The following is a 15,690-nucleotide window of genomic DNA, read 5'->3' as shown; positions in this document are numbered from 1 at the left end:
GGTTGTCCTTATCAGGCGCAGGGGCTTGCCCCCCGCGCCCCATCGAGTTAAACGGCGGCAGCCGATTCCAGGAAGTCCTGGGCGAAGCGCTGCAACACGCCCCCGGCCTCGTAGATCGACACTTCTTCGGCGGTGTCCAGGCGGCAGGTCACCGGCACTTCGACGCGCTCGCCGTTCTTGCGGTTGATGACCAGGGTCAGGGTCGCGCGCGGGGTGCGCTGGCCGATGACGTCATAGGTTTCGCTGCCGTCGATGCCCAGGGTGTGGCGGTTGGTGCCCGGGGCGAACTCCAGCGGCAACACACCCATGCCCACCAGGTTGGTGCGGTGGATGCGCTCGAAGCCTTCGGCGGCAATCGCCTCTACTCCGGCCAGGCGCACGCCTTTGGCCGCCCAGTCGCGGGACGAGCCCTGGCCGTAGTCGGCGCCGGCGATGATGATGAGCGGCTGCTTGCGCTCCATGTAGGTTTCGATGGCTTCCCACATCCGCGTGACCTTGCCCTCGGGTTCGATGCGCGCCAGGGACCCCTGCTTGACCTTGCCGTTTTCCACGACCATTTCGTTGAACAGCTTAGGGTTGGCGAAGGTCGCGCGCTGGGCGGTCAAGTGGTCGCCGCGGTGGGTGGCGTAGGAGTTGAAGTCCACTTCCGGCAGGCCCATTTTCGCCAGGTACTCGCCGGCGGCGCTGTCGAGCATGATGGCGTTGGACGGCGACAGGTGATCGGTGGTGATGTTGTCCGGCAGCACGGCCAGCGGGCGCATGCCCTTGAGGGGCCGTGCCCCGGCCAGGGCGCCTTCCCAGTACGGCGGGCGGCGGATGTAGGTGCTCATCGGGCGCCAGTCGTACAGCGGCGCGACTTTCGGCCCGGTGTCTTCGTGGATGGCGAACATCGGGATGTAGACCTTGCGAAACTGCTCCGGCTTGACCGCGGCCTTGACCACGGCGTCGATCTCTTCATCGCTGGGCCAGATGTCCTTGAGGCGGATTTCCCGGCCCTCGGCGTCCAGGCCCAGCACATCCTTCTCGATGTCGAAGCGGATGGTCCCGGCAATGGCGTAGGCCACCACCAGCGGCGGCGAAGCCAAAAAGGCCTGCTTGGCGTAAGGGTGGATGCGCCCGTCGAAGTTGCGGTTGCCCGAGAGCACGGCGGTGGCGTACAGGTCGCGGTCGATGATTTCCTGCTGGATCGCCGGGTCCAGAGCGCCGGACATGCCGTTGCAGGTGGTGCAGGCAAAGGCCACGACGCCAAAGCCCAGTTGTTCCAGTTCCTTGGTCAGGCCGGCTTCGTCCAGGTACAGGGCGACGGTTTTCGAGCCCGGCGCCAACGACGACTTGACCCACGGCTTGCGGGCCAGGCCCAGGCGATTGGCGTTGCGCGCCATCAGGCCGGCGGCGATGACGTTGCGCGGGTTGCTGGTGTTGGTGCAACTGGTGATGGCGGCGATGATGACCGCGCCGTCGGGCATCTGCCCCGGCACGTCGTCCCATTGCCCGGCAATGCCTTTGGCCGCCAGGTCGCTGGTAGCGACGCGGGCGTGGGGGTTGCTCGGCCCGGCCATGTTGCGCACCACCGAGGACAGGTCAAAGCGCAGGCTGCGCTCGTACTGCGCGCCAGCAAGGCTGTCGGCCCACAGGCCGGTGAGCTTGGCGTAGCCCTCCACCAGTTTCACTTGGTCGTCTTCCCGGCCGGTGAGGCGCAGGTAGTCGATGGTTTGCTGGTCGATGTAGAACATCGCCGCCGTGGCGCCGTACTCCGGGGCCATGTTGGAGATGGTCGCGCGGTCGCCCAGGGTCAGGGCGCTGGCACCCTCGCCGAAGAACTCCAGCCAGGCGCCGACGACCTTCTGCTGGCGCAGGAACTCGGTCAGTGCCAACACCATGTCGGTGGCGGTGATGCCCGGTTGCAGCTTGCCGGTCAGCTCGACGCCGACGCTTTCAGGCAGGCGCATCCACGAAGCGCGGCCGAGCATCACGCTCTCGGCTTCGAGGCCGCCGACGCCGATGGCGATCACGCCCAGGGCATCGACGTGGGGCGTGTGGCTGTCGGTGCCCACGCAGGTGTCAGGGAAGGCCACGCCGTCGCGGGCCTGGATCACCGGGGACATTTTCTCCAGGTTGATCTGGTGCATGATGCCGTTGCCGGGCGGGATCACATCGACGTTCTTGAAGGCTTTTTTGGTCCAGTTGATGAAGTGGAAACGGTCTTCGTTGCGCCGGTCTTCGATCTCGCGGTTTTTCTCGAAGGCCTGGGGGTCGAAACCGCCGCATTCCACCGCCAGGGAGTGGTCGACGATCAACTGGGTCGGCACCACCGGGTTGACTTGGGCCGGGTCGCCACCTTGCAGGGCAATGGCGTCACGCAGGCCGGCGAGGTCCACCAGGGCGGTCTGGCCGAGGATGTCGTGGCACACCACGCGGGCCGGAAACCACGGAAAGTCGAGGTCGCGCTTGCGTTCGATCAGTTGCTTGAGCGACGCGGTGAGCGTCGCCGGGTCGCAACGGCGCACCAGGTTTTCCGCCAGCACGCGGGAGGTGTACGGCAAGGTGGCGTAGGCGCCGGGGCTGATGGCATCGACCGCCTCGCGGGCGTCGAAGTAGTCGAGTCGGCTGTTGGGCAGCGGTTTGCGAAAGTGTGTGTTCATCGTCGGGACTCGGTCACGGTAGGTTCACAAAAGCGAACTGTGGGCATCGACAGCGGTACCTGTGGGAGCGGGCTCGCCCGCCCCCACAGAACAGCTCATTTGCCGTGCCTTTTAGGTCTGTACTCAGCGACGTTCGATTGGCACGAACTTGCGCTGTTCAACGCCGATGTACTCGGCGCTTGGACGGATGATGCGGTTGTTGGCGCGTTGCTCGAAGACGTGGGCGGCCCAGCCGGTCAGGCGCGAGCAGACGAAGATCGGCGTGAACAGCTTGGTCGGGATGCCCATGAAGTGGTACGCCGAGGCATGGTAGAAGTCGGCGTTGGGGAACAGCTTCTTCTGCGCCCACATGGTCTGGTCGATGGCTTCGGAGACCGGGAACAGCACCTTGTCGCCCACTTCGTCGGCGAGTTTTTTCGACCAGCCCTTGATGACCTCGTTGCGCGGGTCGTTGTCTTTGTAGATCGCGTGGCCAAAGCCCATGATCTTGTCTTTGCGCTCCAGCATGCCGAGGGTGCCCTTGATGGCCTCTTCAGGGGAGGCGAAGCGCTCGATCATTTCCATCGCCGCTTCGTTGGCGCCGCCGTGCAACGGGCCGCGCAGCGAGCCGATGGCGGCGGTGACGCAGGAGTACAGGTCCGACAGGGTGGAGGCGCAGACCCGCGCGGTGAAGGTGGAGGCGTTGAACTCGTGCTCGGCGTAGAGGATCAGCGACACGTCCATCACCTTGCGGTGCAGCTCGCTCGGTGCCTTGCCGTGCAGCAGGTGCAGGAAATGCCCGCCGATGGAGGCTTCCTCGCTCACGCAACTGATGCGCACGCCCTCGTGGCTGAAGCGATACCAGTAGCACATGATCGCCGGGAAGGCTGCGAGCAAGCGGTCGGTGACGGCGTTCTGGGCCGAGAAGTCTTTCTCCGGCTCCAGGTTGCCCAAAAACGAACACCCGGTGCGCATCACGTCCATCGGGTGGGCCTGGGCGGGAATGCGCTCAAGCACTTCCTTGAGCGCCTGGGGCAGGTCACGCAGGGTGGCGAGCTTGGCCATGTAGGCGGCCAGTTGTTCTTTGTTCGGCAGGTCGCCGTAGAGCAGCAGGTAGGCGACTTCCTCGAACCGCGCCTCGGCGGCCAGTTCGCGCACGTCATAGCCACGGTAGGTCAGCCCCGCACCCGACTGCCCGACGGTGGACAGCGCAGTTTGCCCGGCAACCTGGCCACGTAGCCCGGCGCCACTCAATACTTTTGCTTCGGCCATGGTTTTCTCCAATGTTGTAGTTGTTAGGGAAACGCTTTCACGGTGTTGGGAGCGTTATTTCTTTGCGGCAAACAGTGCGTCGAGCTTCTGCTCGAAGACGTGGTAGTCGATGGCATCGTAAAGCTCCATGCGGGTTTGCATGGTATCGACCACATTCTGCTGGGTGCCGTCGCGACGGATCGCGGTGTAGACGTTCTCGGCTGCCTTGTTCATGGCGCGGAAGGCCGAGAGCGGGTACAGCACCAGGGAAACATCGGCAGATTTCAACTGTTCGACCGTGTACAAGGGCGTGGCGCCGAATTCGGTGATGTTGGCCAGGATTGGCGCTTTCACGCGGCTGGCGAACAGCTTGTACATCTCCAGTTCCGTGATGGCCTCGGGGAAGACCATGTCGGCGCCCGCCTCGATGCACGCGGCGGCGCGTTCCAGGGCCGATTCCAGGCCTTCGACCGCCAGGGCATCGGTGCGGGCCATGATGACGAAGCTGTCATCGGTGCGCGCATCGACGGCCGCCTTGATGCGGTCGACCATTTCCTGCTGGGACACGATCTCTTTGTTCGGGCGGTGGCCGCAGCGCTTGGCACCGACCTGGTCTTCGATGTGGATAGCGGCGGCGCCGAACTTAATCATCGAACGCACGGTGCGCGCCACGTTGAAGGCCGAGGAGCCAAAACCGGTGTCCACGTCCACCAGCAGCGGCAGGTCGCAGACGTCGGTAATGCGCCGCACGTCGGTGAGCACGTCGTCCAGGCCGGTAATGCCCAGGTCCGGCACGCCCAGGGAGCCGGCGGCGACACCGCCGCCGGAGAGGTAGATCGCCTTGAAACCGGCGCGTTTGGCCAGCAAGGCGTGGTTGGCGTTGATCGCGCCCACGACTTGCAGGGGCCGTTCGCTGGCGACCGCATCGCGGAAACGCTGGCCTGGGGTGCTGTTGTTAGTAGAACTCATGACTCACCTCGTGGAGTGGCTGTCGGCTGGGCGCCGTCCTGGTAGTGACGGGCGATATTGCGTTTGGAGGCGCCGATGTGGCGGCGCATCAGTAATTCGGCCAGTTCGCCGTCGCGATCAGCGATCGCGTCGAGGATCCGGTGGTGTTCGGCAAAGGCCTGGCGTGGGCGGTTGGGCGTCGCGGAGAACTGGATGCGGTACATGCGCACCAACTGGTACAGCTCGCCGCACAGCATCTGGCTCAGGGTGCGGTTGCCGCTGCCCTGGATGATGCGGTAGTGGAAGTCGAAGTCGCCTTCCTGCTGGTAATAGCCCACGCCGGCCTGGAACGCGGCGTCGCGCTCGTGGGTGTGCAGCACCTGGCGCAGTTCCTCGATCTCGGCGTCGCTCATGCGCTCGGCGGCCAGGCGGCAGGCCATGCCTTCCAGGGATTCGCGGATTTCATACAGTTCGATCAGCTCGGCGTGGCTCAGCGACACCACTCGCGCCCCAACATGAGGAATGCGCACCAGCAGGCGCTGGCCTTCCAGGCGATGGATCGCCTCGCGCAGCGGGCCGCGACTGATGCCATAGGTGCGCGCCAGCTCCGGCTCCGAGATCTTGCTGCCCGGGGCGATTTCGCCCTTGACGATGGCCGCCTGGATACGGCGGAAGACGTTCTCGGAGAGGGTCTCCGATTCGTCCTGCATCGCCACCGGGGCTTCGAGCTGACCGAGCATATTGTCGACACCTTTAAAAACAATACGGCAGAAACTAGCCAATCAGCAGCAATCAGTCAAAGACAAAATAGCAATTGTCGACAATCGTCTAATACGGCTCGCCTACCGTCGGTTTCATCCGCCCCCCTTTAATGCCCTCGCGCAGCGGTGGCGCCAAAAAGCCACCGTGCTAGAATGCCGCCCGCATTCGCCTGCCACTTTCATACAGAGGGGCCGGCACACGAGGGCGCTTGCGCGGCCATGCCAGCCGCCTTGAACCTGAAGACCGCACCGCCACGCGTCAGGATTTATGAGACTCAAGCCCTTCCCCACATTTTTATGCCTGCTGTGCCTGCCCGCCGTGAGCTTCGCGGCCGGTAAAACCGTGTACGGCCTCAACGAATACGCCAAGCTCGACGGCATCGACCTGGAGGTGGCGGCCAAACTCGACACCGGGGCCAAGACCGCCTCCCTCAGTGCCCGCGACATCAAGCGTTTCAAGCGCGATGGCGAGTCCTGGGTGCGCTTCTACCTGGCCATCGACACCGCCCACTCCCACCCCATCGAGCGGCCCCTGGCCCGGGTGAGCAAGATCAAGCGCCGCGCCGGCGACTACGATCCCGAGGAAGGCAAGAACTACACCGCCCGCCCGGTGATCGCCCTGGATATCTGCATGGGCACGGCGCTGCGCAGCATCGAAGTGAACTTGACCGACCGTAGTGCGTTCCAATTCCCGCTTTTGATCGGCTCCGAGGCGCTCAAACGCTTCGATGCACTGGTCGACCCCAGTCTTAAATACGCTGCTGGCAAACCCGCCTGCGCCACCGACGCTCCAACCGCAGAGTAATTCCAATGCGCGCTCTTACCCTCCATCTGAAAGTCCTGATTGCCATCCTGGTGGTGCTGGGCATTTCGATCACGGCTTATCAGATCTTTGTACTCGGCATCCCGGTGACCGAAGACGCCACCGACGACCTGTGGAACATCGACGCCAAGGTCGAGTTCGTCGCCAGCGGCAAGGACCCGATCAAGATCCAGATGTTCGTACCGCCGCTGAGCCGCGACTACGTGAGCCTCAATGAGAGCTTCATCTCCAACAACTACGGCGTGGCGGTCAACCGCGTCGATGGCAACCGCAAGGTCACCTGGTCGGCGCGCCGTGCCAGCGGCAACCAGACCCTCTACTACCGCCTGGTGCTGACCAAGCGCTACTCGGCTGAGAAGCTCAAGATCAAGGGCCCGACCTTCCGCGACAGCATCGCGGTGGAAGGTGCCGAGAAAGTCGCCGCCGAAGCCTTGCTGGCGCCGATCCGCCAGCACTCGGCCGACGTCGAGACCTTCATCGGCGAGGCGATCAAGCGCGTCAACAACCTCAACGACGACAACGTCAAGCTGCTGCTGGCGGGCGACCCGTCCACCGCGCACAAGGCCAAAATCGTCGAACTGCTGCTGTCCATCGCCCACGTGCCGGTGGAAAAGGTCCACACCATCCGCCTGGTGGCCGACCAGCCGCAAACCCCGGAACTGTGGCTGCGCAGCTTCAACGGCACCGACTGGCTGTACTTCAACCCGGAAACCGGCGAGCAGGGCCTGCCCTCCGACCGCCTGCTGTGGTGGACCGGCGATGACAACCTGATTACCGTCGATGGCGGCAAAAAAGCCAACGTCACCTTCAGCATGAACAACAGCGAAATGAACGCCATTCGCCTGGCCAAGCTGACCGACGAGAATACCGACGCCAGCTTCCTCGAATACTCGCTCTACGGCCTGCCGCTGCAAACCCAGCAGACCTTCATGATTATGGTGATGATCCCCATCGGCGTACTGGTGATCCTGGTGCTGCGCAACCTGATCGGCCTGCAAACGCTGGGCACCTTCACCCCGGTGTTGATCGCCCTGGCGTTTCGCGAGACCCAACTGGGCTTCGGCATCATGCTGTTTACCGTCATCACCGCCCTGGGCCTGTCGCTGCGCTCCTACCTTGAGCACCTCAAGCTGCAAATGCTGCCGCGCCTGTCGGTGGTACTGACTTTCGTGGTGGTACTGATCGCCGCCATCAGCCTGTTCAGCCACAAGCTGGGCCTGGAGCGCGGGCTGTCGGTGGCGCTGTTCCCGATGGTGATCCTGACCATGACCATCGAACGCCTGTCCATCACCTGGGAAGAGCGCGGCGGTGGCCACGCGATGAAAGTCGCGGTCGGTACCCTGTTCGCCGCCTCCCTGGCGCACCTCATCATGAGCGTGCCGGAGCTGGTCTACTTCGTATTCACCTTCCCGGCGATTCTGCTGATCCTCGTCGGCTTCATGCTGGCCATGGGTCGCTATCGCGGCTACCGCCTGACCGAGCTGGTGCGCTTTAAAGCCTTCCTCAAGGCGGACTCCTGATGTTCGGCTTCTGGAAGACGTGGAAGGCCCTGGAAGCGCGGGGGATCATGGGCATCAACCGGCGTAACGCCGACTACGTGCTCAAGTACAACAAGCGCAGCCTGTATCCGATTGTCGATGACAAGATCATCACCAAGGAACGGGCGATCAAGGCGGGCATCCACGTACCCGAGATGTACGGGATCATTTCCACCGAGAAGGAAATCGAAAAGCTGGGCGAGATCATCGGTGATCGCAGCGATTTCGTGATTAAGCCGGCCCAGGGTGCCGGCGGCGACGGCATCCTGGTGATCGCCGACCGCTTCGAGGGGCGCTACCGCACGGTGTCGGGCAAGATCATCAGCCACGAGGAAATCGAGCACCAGATCTCCAGCATCCTCACCGGCCTCTATTCCCTGGGCGGCCACCGCGACCGGGCGTTGATCGAGTACCGGGTGATCCCAGACCAGATCTTCAAAAGCATCAGCTACGAAGGCGTGCCGGATATCCGCATCATCGTACTGATGGGTTACCCGGTGATGGCCATGCTGCGCCTGCCCACGCGCCAGTCCGGCGGCAAGGCCAACCTGCACCAGGGCGCCATCGGCGTGGGTGTGGACCTGGCCACCGGCCTGACCCTTCGCGGCACCTGGCTGAACAACATCATCACCAAGCACCCCGACACCACCAACGCGGTGGACAACGTGCAACTGCCCAACTGGGACGGTTTCATGAAGTTGGCGGCCGGCTGCTATGAACTCTGCGGCTTGGGCTACATCGGCGTAGACATGGTGCTGGACCAGGAAAAAGGCCCGCTGATCCTGGAACTCAACGCCCGCCCCGGCCTGAACATCCAGATCGCCAACGACTGCGGCCTGACCCTGCGCACCCACGCCGTGGAAGCGCACCTGGAACAGCTCAAAGCCCAGGGCAAGACCGAAACCGTGGAAGAACGAGTCAAGTTCGCCCAGGAACTGTTCGGCCACATCCCACCGGTCGAGGGCTAAATACCACAAACCCTGTGGGAGCGGGCCCTGCCCGCGATGGCGGCATGCCAGTCTGCACTGGCCCCGCTCCCACAGAAGACCGCCCCTAGGAGCAACCCGCCAGGGGGACTACAATCGCCGCCCGCCCCTCGCTGACTGATATGCCCCGCATGCCAACCTGCTCCGTACACCCTGTGCCCTACCACGCCGACCCGGCGCGCTACTTCGCGGCCATCAGCCACGCCCCCGGTGCGGTGCTGCTCGACAGTGGCCGCCCGGTGGCCGGGCGCGGGCGCTTCGACCTGCTCAGTGCCTGGCCGGTGGAGGAACTGGCGGTAACCGAACAGGAAAGCGGCGCCGGGTTTCTCGCCAGGTTGCGCAACAGCCTGGCCCGGTTGGGCGAGGCCACCTTGCCCGAAGGTTGCGAACTGCCGTTCGCCGGGGGCTTGATCGGCTACCTGAGCTACGACTTCGGCCGCCACCTCGAAGCCCTGCCCAGCCACTCGCGGGACGACCTGCACCTGCCCGACGCACGCCTGGGCCTGTACAACTGGGCGCTGATGAGCGATCACCTGCGCGCCAGCAGCCACTTAGTGTTCCACCCCAGCCTGGACGAAAGTGAGCGCCAACGCCTGATCGCGCTGTTCAGCCAACCCGCTGCCGCGCCGGCCGCGCTTTTTGCACTCAACGGCGCCATGACCGCCGACCTCGACGCCGACGGCTACCGACAGGCTTTTGAGCATATCCAGGCCTATATCCAGGCCGGCGACTGCTACCAGGTCAACTTCGCCCAGCGCTTTCGCGCACCGTGCCAGGGCGACGCCTGGGCCGCCTACAGCGCGCTGCGCCAGGCCTGCCCGACGCCGTTCTCCGGTTTCCTGCGCCTGCCGGAGGGCGGCGCGGTGCTGAGCCTGTCGCCCGAGCGCTTCGTCAAGGTCAGCCAGGGCCAGGTGGAAACCCGGCCCATCAAGGGCACCCGCCCACGGGGTGCCAATACCGAAGAAGATGCGGCGAACGCCGCCGAACTGCTAGCCAGCAGCAAGGATCGTGCGGAGAACCTGATGATCGTCGACCTGCTGCGCAACGACCTGGGCCGTACCTGCCGCGTCGGCTCGGTGCGGGTGCCGGAGCTGTTCAGCCTGGAAAGCTACCCCAACGTCCATCACCTGGTCAGCAGTGTCACCGGCGAACTGGCGCCGGGCAAAGACGCCCTGGACCTGATCGCCGGCAGCTTCCCCGGCGGCTCCATCACCGGCGCACCAAAAATTCGCGCCATGCAGATCATCGACGAACTGGAGCCCACTCGCCGTGGCCTGTATTGCGGCTCACTGCTGTACCTGGACGTGCGCGGGGAAATGGACAGCTCCATCGCCATCCGCAGCCTGCTGGTCAAGGACGGGCAGATCTGCTGCTGGGGCGGTGGTGGGATAGTGGCCGACTCCGACTGGCAGGCCGAATATCAGGAATCGATCACCAAGGTGAAGGTGCTGCTCGACACTCTTGGAGGGTTGTAGCTATCGCGGGCAAGCCCGCGATGACAACACCCGCAGCACTACAAAACTACAGGCTCAACTCGCGGTTGGACGCCTTGATGAACTCGCGCTTGAGATCCTCGAACGTATGCACCGCGGGGAACTGCGGGAACTCGCGGATCACGTTGTCGGGGGCGTGGAACAGAATCCCCGCGTCCGCCTCGCCCAGCATGGTGGTGTCGTTGTACGAGTCGCCCGCGGCGACCACTCGGTAGTACAGGCTCTTGAACGCCAGCACCGATTGGCGCTTGGGGTCTTTCTGGCGCAGTTGGTAACCGGTCACCCGGCCGCTGTCGTCGGTGACCAGGCGATGGCACAGCAGGGTCGGAAAACCCAGTTGGCGCATCAGCGGCTGGGAGAATTCGTAGAAGGTGTCGGAGAGGATCACCACCTGGAAGCGCTCGCGTAGCCAATTGACGAATTCGATGGCGCCATCCAGGGGCTTGAGGGTGGCGATCACTTCTTGGATGTCCGACAGCTTCAAGCCATGTTCGTCGAGGATGCGCAGGCGTTGCTGCATCAGCACGTCGTAGTCGGGAATGTCCCGAGTCGTGGCCTTGAGGGAGTCGATCCCGGTTTTTTCGGCGAAGGCGATCCAGATTTCCGGGACCAGCACACCTTCCAGATCCAGACAGGCAATTTCCACAACACACCCCATTTGTAATGTTTATTGAGTTGAGCCAGCAAAAAGACTGCCGAACTCTAGCGGCTCGGGCGGGGCACTGCAACGCGCCCGCGCGCGCCACCGCGCCCTGCTTTTGCTACCATCGCCGCCATATAGAGCGCCCAGCGCCACCGACCTGTAGGAAACCGCCCTGATGAGCCAGCCATTCGACGTCGCCCAACTCGCCGCGACCTATGCCAACAAATCCGCGCAAGACATCCTCAAACTGGCCTTCGCCCAGTTCGGCGATGAGCTGTGGATTTCCTTCAGCGGCGCCGAAGACGTGGTGCTGGTGGACATGGCCTGGAAGCTGAACAAGAACGTCAAGGTGTTCAGCCTCGACACCGGGCGCCTGCACCCCGAGACCTACCGCTTTATCGAGCAGGTGCGCGAGCACTACCAGATCCAGATCGAGTTGGTGTCACCCGACCAGAGCAAGCTGGAACCCTTCGTCAAGGAAAAAGGCCTGTTCAGCTTCTATAAAGACGGCCACGGCGAGTGCTGCGGCGTGCGCAAGATCGAGCCGCTGCGGCGCAAGCTGTCCACCGTCAGCGCCTGGGCCACGGGCCAGCGCCGCGACCAGAGCCCCGGCACCCGCAGCCAGGTGGCCGTACTGGAAATCGACAGCGCCTTTTCCACCCCCGAGCGCACCCTCTACAAGTTCAACCCGTTGGCGCAGATGAGCAGCGAAGAGGTCTGGGGCTACATCCGCATGCTGGAATTGCCCTACAACAGCCTCCACGAACGCGGCTTCATCAGCATCGGCTGCGAACCCTGCACCCGGCCCGTGCTGCCCAACCAGCACGAACGCGAAGGCCGCTGGTGGTGGGAAGAAGCCACCCAGAAAGAATGCGGGCTGCATGCAGGCAACATCATCAGCAAGGCCTAGTAGCAAGCGGGCGAGCCCGCTTGCTACAACAGCGCCAGTGGGCTGAACCGCGCCCATCCGTGGGGCGGTTCACGCCAGGTGAGGCAAGCCGTAGTCCGCTAAGCGCAAATCGGCCAGGCGACGCAGGATGCGGTCGGCGTGGCCGTACTTTTCATCGGCCATCGCAGCATCCGGCACGGCAATCGCGGTCATGCCGGCAGCCTTGGCGGCAGTCACGCCAAAGGGCGAATCCTCGAACACCAGGCAATCGGCGGGCGCCACACCCAGGCGCCGGGCGGCGGTGAGGAAGATGTCCGGCGCCGGTTTAGCGGCGCTCACTTCGGGGTCGTCGGCGGTGACGATGGTGTCGAACAAGGCGAACCAGTCGCCATGCAGGGTGGTTTTTTGCGCAAAGGAATGGCGCGACGAACTGGTGCCCACGGCAATCGGCACGTGATGGGCCTTGAGATGGCGCACCAACGCCTCGGCACCGGGCATGCCCAAAGCCTTGGGGAAGCGCGCCTGCAACAGAGGTTCGCGGATCACCAGAAATTCTTCGGCGCTGAGGGGCAAATCCAAGGCCTGCACCACGTAGCGCGCCAGGTCCTGGGCGCCCCGACCAATGATGTTCTGCTTGATCTCCCAGCCGTAACTGCGGCCGTAGCGCTGGGCGATGATCTGGCAGACCTCGGTGTAGATGCCTTCGGTGTCCAACAACAGGCCGTCCATATCGAAAATCACGGCCTTGATGGGGCTTGTCTCCAACTGCGCATTCATTGCGACCGACCTGACAACTCATAAAGGGCCCGCAGCATAGCACCGCCCCCTGTAGTAAGCGGGCTCACCTGCCTGCTGCCGGGGGGATGCGACAAATAATCAGGATCAGAAACATTTGCTTTCATATACAGTTGCGGGTTTTACGATTCTCATTCGTCTTACTATGATGCAGCAGGCTGCGTAGGCAAAAGCCACGGCCGGCTTTTCTGGCATGCGCTGCAAGCCGTGAGGTTTGTACCGCACCACCCCCCGAATCAAGACCCTATTCCATGTCGAAGAAGTCCCGTTCAAAACTCTGGTTTCTCGTTCATAGCTGGCTGGCCTTGCCCATCTGGTTCTTCGTGCTGATCGTGTGCGTCACCGGCACCCTGGCGGTGGTCAGCCAGGAGATCGTGTGGCTGGCCAACCCCGACGTACGCGCCAGCAAGCCTTCGGACGATGCCCAGCCGCTGAGTTACGACCAGATCATCGCCGCGATTGCCAAGGCCGAGCCGCAAACCATCGTCGACCAGATCGTGCGGCCCCAAGAGTCCCACTTTGCCCTCAGCGTCAGCGCCAGCTACCCCGACGGCCGTTCGATGACCACCTACGTCAACCCCTACACCGGGGTGATCCAGGGCGTGGCGCCGGCCTTCGACTTCGAGCGCTTCACCCGCGCCCTGCACGGCTGGTGGCTGGTGCCCTTCACCAATGGCTACAGCTGGGGCTGGTATCTGGTGTCGATCCTCGGCCTGCCGTTGCTGGCCTCGCTGGTGACCGGGCTGGTGGTCTACAAGCGTTTCTGGAAAGGCTTCTTCAAGCCCACCCTGCGCTTCAACCACGGTGCACGGATTTTCTGGGGCGACTTCCACCGCCTCAGCGGTATCTGGTCGATCTGGTTCATCGCGGTGATTGCCATCACCGGCACCTGGTTCCTGATCCAGGCGATCCTGGGCGACAACCAGATCTCCATCTCCAGCGAGCCCATCGTGCCGGTGGTCTCGCGTGAAAGCGTGCCCCTGACCGCCGACGGCTCCCCCGCGCCACGCATCAGCCTGGACAACGCCATCGCCGAAACCCTGAAGAAAATCCCCGGCCTGGAGGCCACCTTCGTCAGCCTGCCGAGCAACGCCTACAGCCACATCATGATCGGCGGCCGCGGCTGGTACCCGCTGATGTTCCAGACCGCGCAACTGAACCCCTACACCGGCGAAATCGCCGTGACCAGCCTGCTGTCCGACCGCACGGCCCTGGAGTTCGTCACCGAATCCATGCGCCCGCTGCACACCGGTGACTTCGGTGGGCTGTGGATCAAGCTGATCTGGTTCTTCTTCGGCCTGCTGCTGAGCATGATGGTGCTCAGTGGCCTGCTGATCTGGACCAAGCGCACCGCGCTGGCCACCGCCAACGCCCTCAAGCGCGCCAACAAACCGCCACGCCCCGCGCGCCCGACCCCTGCGTCCCAGGGCCAACCGGCCATGGCCGCCCAGACTTCGGAGGGCCACCTGTGAGCCAGTCCCAGACCGCCGCGCAACCGTCCCGCCTGAGCCTGTGGTGGCGTAAGTGGCGCTTCCACCTGAACATCCTGCTGCTGCTCATTCCCCTGGGCCTGATGCCCAAATACTTCGCCGACCAGGCGCTGTTTCGCGGTGATGCGGGCCTGGGCGAGCGGGAAGTCGGCGAGATCCAGGTCGGCCCCTGGAGCCTGCGCCTGGCTGAAATGCGCAACGAAGCGCCGCAGCTCAGTGGCGCTTCCGGCTACCTGAAAAGCTTCAACGCCGCCCTGTGCGAGGCCTGCACCGACAAGGTCAAGGCCACTTACCTGCGCATCGGCAAGCCACGCAGCCTGCGCGCCGCCGGGGTGATCTTCTTCGGCACGCCGTACAACATGGGCGCGTCGCTGCAGATCCCGCCCAAGACCAAGCCCGACGCCGAACTGTGGATCACCCTCGAAGGCTGGGACGGCAGCATGCACCAGGCCGGCATTCCCCTGAGCAAGGCCTCACCGGCCACCGTTGCCTGGCTGAACAAACAAGGAGGCAAACCATGAAGCCTGTTCCACGCTTTTCCCGCCTGCGCCTGGCCCTGGCCGGCGCTTTTCTGCTGGGCCTTGGCCTGAGCGGCACAGCCCTGGCCCACAACCCCTTGTGCGAATGCAAGGAAATCGACGGCGAGCAGATCCAGTGCACCGGCGGTTTTTCCGATGGCAGCGGCGCGCCGGGAGTGACCCTGGACGTGATCGGCTACGACGAAACCATCCTGGTGCCAGGCAAACTCGGTGCCGACTCGACCTTGACCTTCAAGAAACCCGGCGCCGAGTTCTATGTGCTGTTCGACGCCGGCCCCGGCCACGTCGTGGAAATCGACCAAGCGGATATCCAAGCGCCATGACCAGCCCCACCACCCAGGTCGTGCGCCCCGCCGGCGCCGGCCATGAAACCCTCTATGTCCTCGGGCTGTGCCTGTTGATCCTCGCCGTTGCCGCATCCGTGGTGCTGTGGCGCGGCGAAACCCAAACCGTCAGCGCCGTGCCCAGCCATCAACTGGACGCGCGCCGCGACCTGAGCGCCGCCGAGCAAGGCATCTACGCCGACCTGCGGGTAACCCTGGACGAAATCCACCTGCTGCGCGCCGAGCAAAATGCCCTGGCCACCCCGCAGCAGTTGGCCGAGGAAGGTTTTGCGCCCTTCGCCCAGGACGCCAGTTCGGTCAGCCGTGGCGGCCACGCCTGGCGCTTGCTGGCGGCCAACGCCTACCTGGGCCTGAGCCAAAACCCCAGCGTCGCCGGTTCGTTCCTGATGCGCGTCAGCGAGCACAGCGACGCCGCCCCGGACGTCTGGCTCAACCGCAGCGCAGGCCTTGCGGCCCCGGCCAGCCTGGATGACCAGGCGCTGGCCAGCGCAGGTTGGCAGCAGATCGTCGCGCAATTCGATGCTGGGGTGACTCGCCAGCACCGCCACTGAATCCATGCCTTCACCCGA

At 64.1% G+C, this 15,690-nt stretch carries 15 protein-coding genes; 9 read left to right on the top strand and 6 right to left on the bottom strand.

From position 1 onward, the window contains the following. Window positions 1-47: 47 nt before the first annotated feature. The 4 genes from acnD to CKW13_RS05390 form a co-directional block, all read right to left on the bottom strand. Entirely contained in the window at window positions 48-2,642 is a 2,595-nt protein-coding gene (gene acnD / locus CKW13_RS05405; protein WP_095107564.1) for a Fe/S-dependent 2-methylisocitrate dehydratase AcnD, read from the bottom strand. A 123-nt stretch (window positions 2,643-2,765) separates the two neighbouring features. Further along, on the bottom strand, window positions 2,766-3,893 hold the full coding sequence (gene prpC, locus CKW13_RS05400) for a 2-methylcitrate synthase (protein ID WP_095107563.1): 1,128 nt from the start codon (window positions 3,891-3,893) through the stop codon (window positions 2,766-2,768). Between the two features lie 54 nt (window positions 3,894-3,947). After that, window positions 3,948-4,841, bottom strand: a complete 894-nt coding sequence (gene prpB / locus CKW13_RS05395; RefSeq protein ID WP_095107562.1) for a methylisocitrate lyase — start codon at window positions 4,839-4,841, stop codon at window positions 3,948-3,950. Beyond that, window positions 4,838-5,560, bottom strand: coding sequence for a GntR family transcriptional regulator (locus CKW13_RS05390; RefSeq protein ID WP_095107561.1), 723 nt, complete (start codon window positions 5,558-5,560; stop codon window positions 4,838-4,840). Before CKW13_RS05390 ends, prpB begins: the two co-directional genes overlap by 4 nt. Window positions 5,561-5,849: 289 nt before the next feature. Here CKW13_RS05390 and CKW13_RS05385 point away from each other — a divergent pair, with 289 nt between their 5' ends. The 4 genes from CKW13_RS05385 (at window position 5,850) to pabB (ending at window position 10,403) form a co-directional block, all read left to right on the top strand. Then, window positions 5,850-6,386, top strand: coding sequence for an ATP-dependent zinc protease (locus CKW13_RS05385; RefSeq protein ID WP_095107560.1), 537 nt, complete (start codon window positions 5,850-5,852; stop codon window positions 6,384-6,386). A gap of 5 nt (window positions 6,387-6,391) precedes the next feature. Continuing rightward, a complete protein-coding gene (locus CKW13_RS05380; protein WP_095107559.1) occupies window positions 6,392-7,924 on the top strand; it encodes an inactive transglutaminase family protein in 1,533 nt (510 codons plus the stop codon). Beyond that, entirely contained in the window at window positions 7,924-8,910 is a 987-nt protein-coding gene (locus CKW13_RS05375) for an alpha-L-glutamate ligase-like protein (RefSeq protein WP_095107558.1), read from the top strand. Before CKW13_RS05380 ends, CKW13_RS05375 begins: the two co-directional genes overlap by 1 nt. 149 nt (window positions 8,911-9,059) lie before the next feature. Further along, complete coding sequence (gene pabB / locus CKW13_RS05370) at window positions 9,060-10,403, top strand: aminodeoxychorismate synthase component I (RefSeq protein WP_095107557.1); 1,344 nt, start codon at window positions 9,060-9,062, stop codon at window positions 10,401-10,403. 46 nt (window positions 10,404-10,449) lie between these two features. Here the strand turns inward: pabB and thrH are convergent, their stop codons facing one another. Continuing rightward, window positions 10,450-11,067 carry a bifunctional phosphoserine phosphatase/homoserine phosphotransferase ThrH gene (gene thrH, locus CKW13_RS05365; protein ID WP_095107556.1) on the bottom strand — a complete coding sequence of 206 codons (618 nt, stop codon included), beginning with the start codon at window positions 11,065-11,067 and terminating at the stop codon, window positions 10,450-10,452. A gap of 172 nt (window positions 11,068-11,239) precedes the next feature. On the opposite strand from thrH, the gene CKW13_RS05360 reads away from it, so the two are divergent. Further along, on the top strand, window positions 11,240-11,974 hold the full coding sequence (locus CKW13_RS05360) for a phosphoadenylyl-sulfate reductase (protein ID WP_095107555.1): 735 nt from the start codon (window positions 11,240-11,242) through the stop codon (window positions 11,972-11,974). Between the two features lie 69 nt (window positions 11,975-12,043). On the opposite strand, the gene CKW13_RS05355 is transcribed toward CKW13_RS05360, so the two are convergent. Next, window positions 12,044-12,730 carry an HAD-IA family hydrolase gene (locus CKW13_RS05355; protein WP_095107554.1) on the bottom strand — a complete coding sequence of 229 codons (687 nt, stop codon included), beginning with the start codon at window positions 12,728-12,730 and terminating at the stop codon, window positions 12,044-12,046. A gap of 269 nt (window positions 12,731-12,999) precedes the next feature. Here CKW13_RS05355 and CKW13_RS05350 point away from each other — a divergent pair, with 269 nt between their 5' ends. From CKW13_RS05350 to CKW13_RS05335, 4 genes are read left to right on the top strand one after another with little or no spacing between them, the layout of a single operon-like run. Beyond that, complete coding sequence (locus CKW13_RS05350) at window positions 13,000-14,220, top strand: PepSY domain-containing protein (RefSeq protein ID WP_095107553.1); 1,221 nt, start codon at window positions 13,000-13,002, stop codon at window positions 14,218-14,220. Beyond that, window positions 14,217-14,759, top strand: coding sequence for a thiamine pyrophosphate-binding protein (locus CKW13_RS05345; protein WP_095107552.1), 543 nt, complete (start codon window positions 14,217-14,219; stop codon window positions 14,757-14,759). The genes CKW13_RS05350 and CKW13_RS05345 overlap by 4 nt, the downstream gene beginning before the upstream one ends. Further along, window positions 14,756-15,100 carry a hypothetical protein gene (locus CKW13_RS05340; protein WP_095107551.1) on the top strand — a complete coding sequence of 115 codons (345 nt, stop codon included), beginning with the start codon at window positions 14,756-14,758 and terminating at the stop codon, window positions 15,098-15,100. Before CKW13_RS05345 ends, CKW13_RS05340 begins: the two co-directional genes overlap by 4 nt. Then, window positions 15,097-15,672, top strand: a complete 576-nt coding sequence (locus tag CKW13_RS05335; RefSeq protein WP_095107550.1) for a DUF6162 family protein — start codon at window positions 15,097-15,099, stop codon at window positions 15,670-15,672. The genes CKW13_RS05340 and CKW13_RS05335 overlap by 4 nt, the downstream gene beginning before the upstream one ends. Window positions 15,673-15,690: the final 18 nt, after the last annotated feature.

Origin of the sequence: Pseudomonas sp. Irchel 3E20, from assembly GCF_900187645.1 — a bacterium.
In the GTDB taxonomy this organism is placed as follows: domain Bacteria; phylum Pseudomonadota; class Gammaproteobacteria; order Pseudomonadales; family Pseudomonadaceae; genus Aquipseudomonas.
The sequence above is the reverse complement of the archived record's forward strand: the minus strand, read 5'-3'. Positions and strand labels throughout refer to the sequence as shown.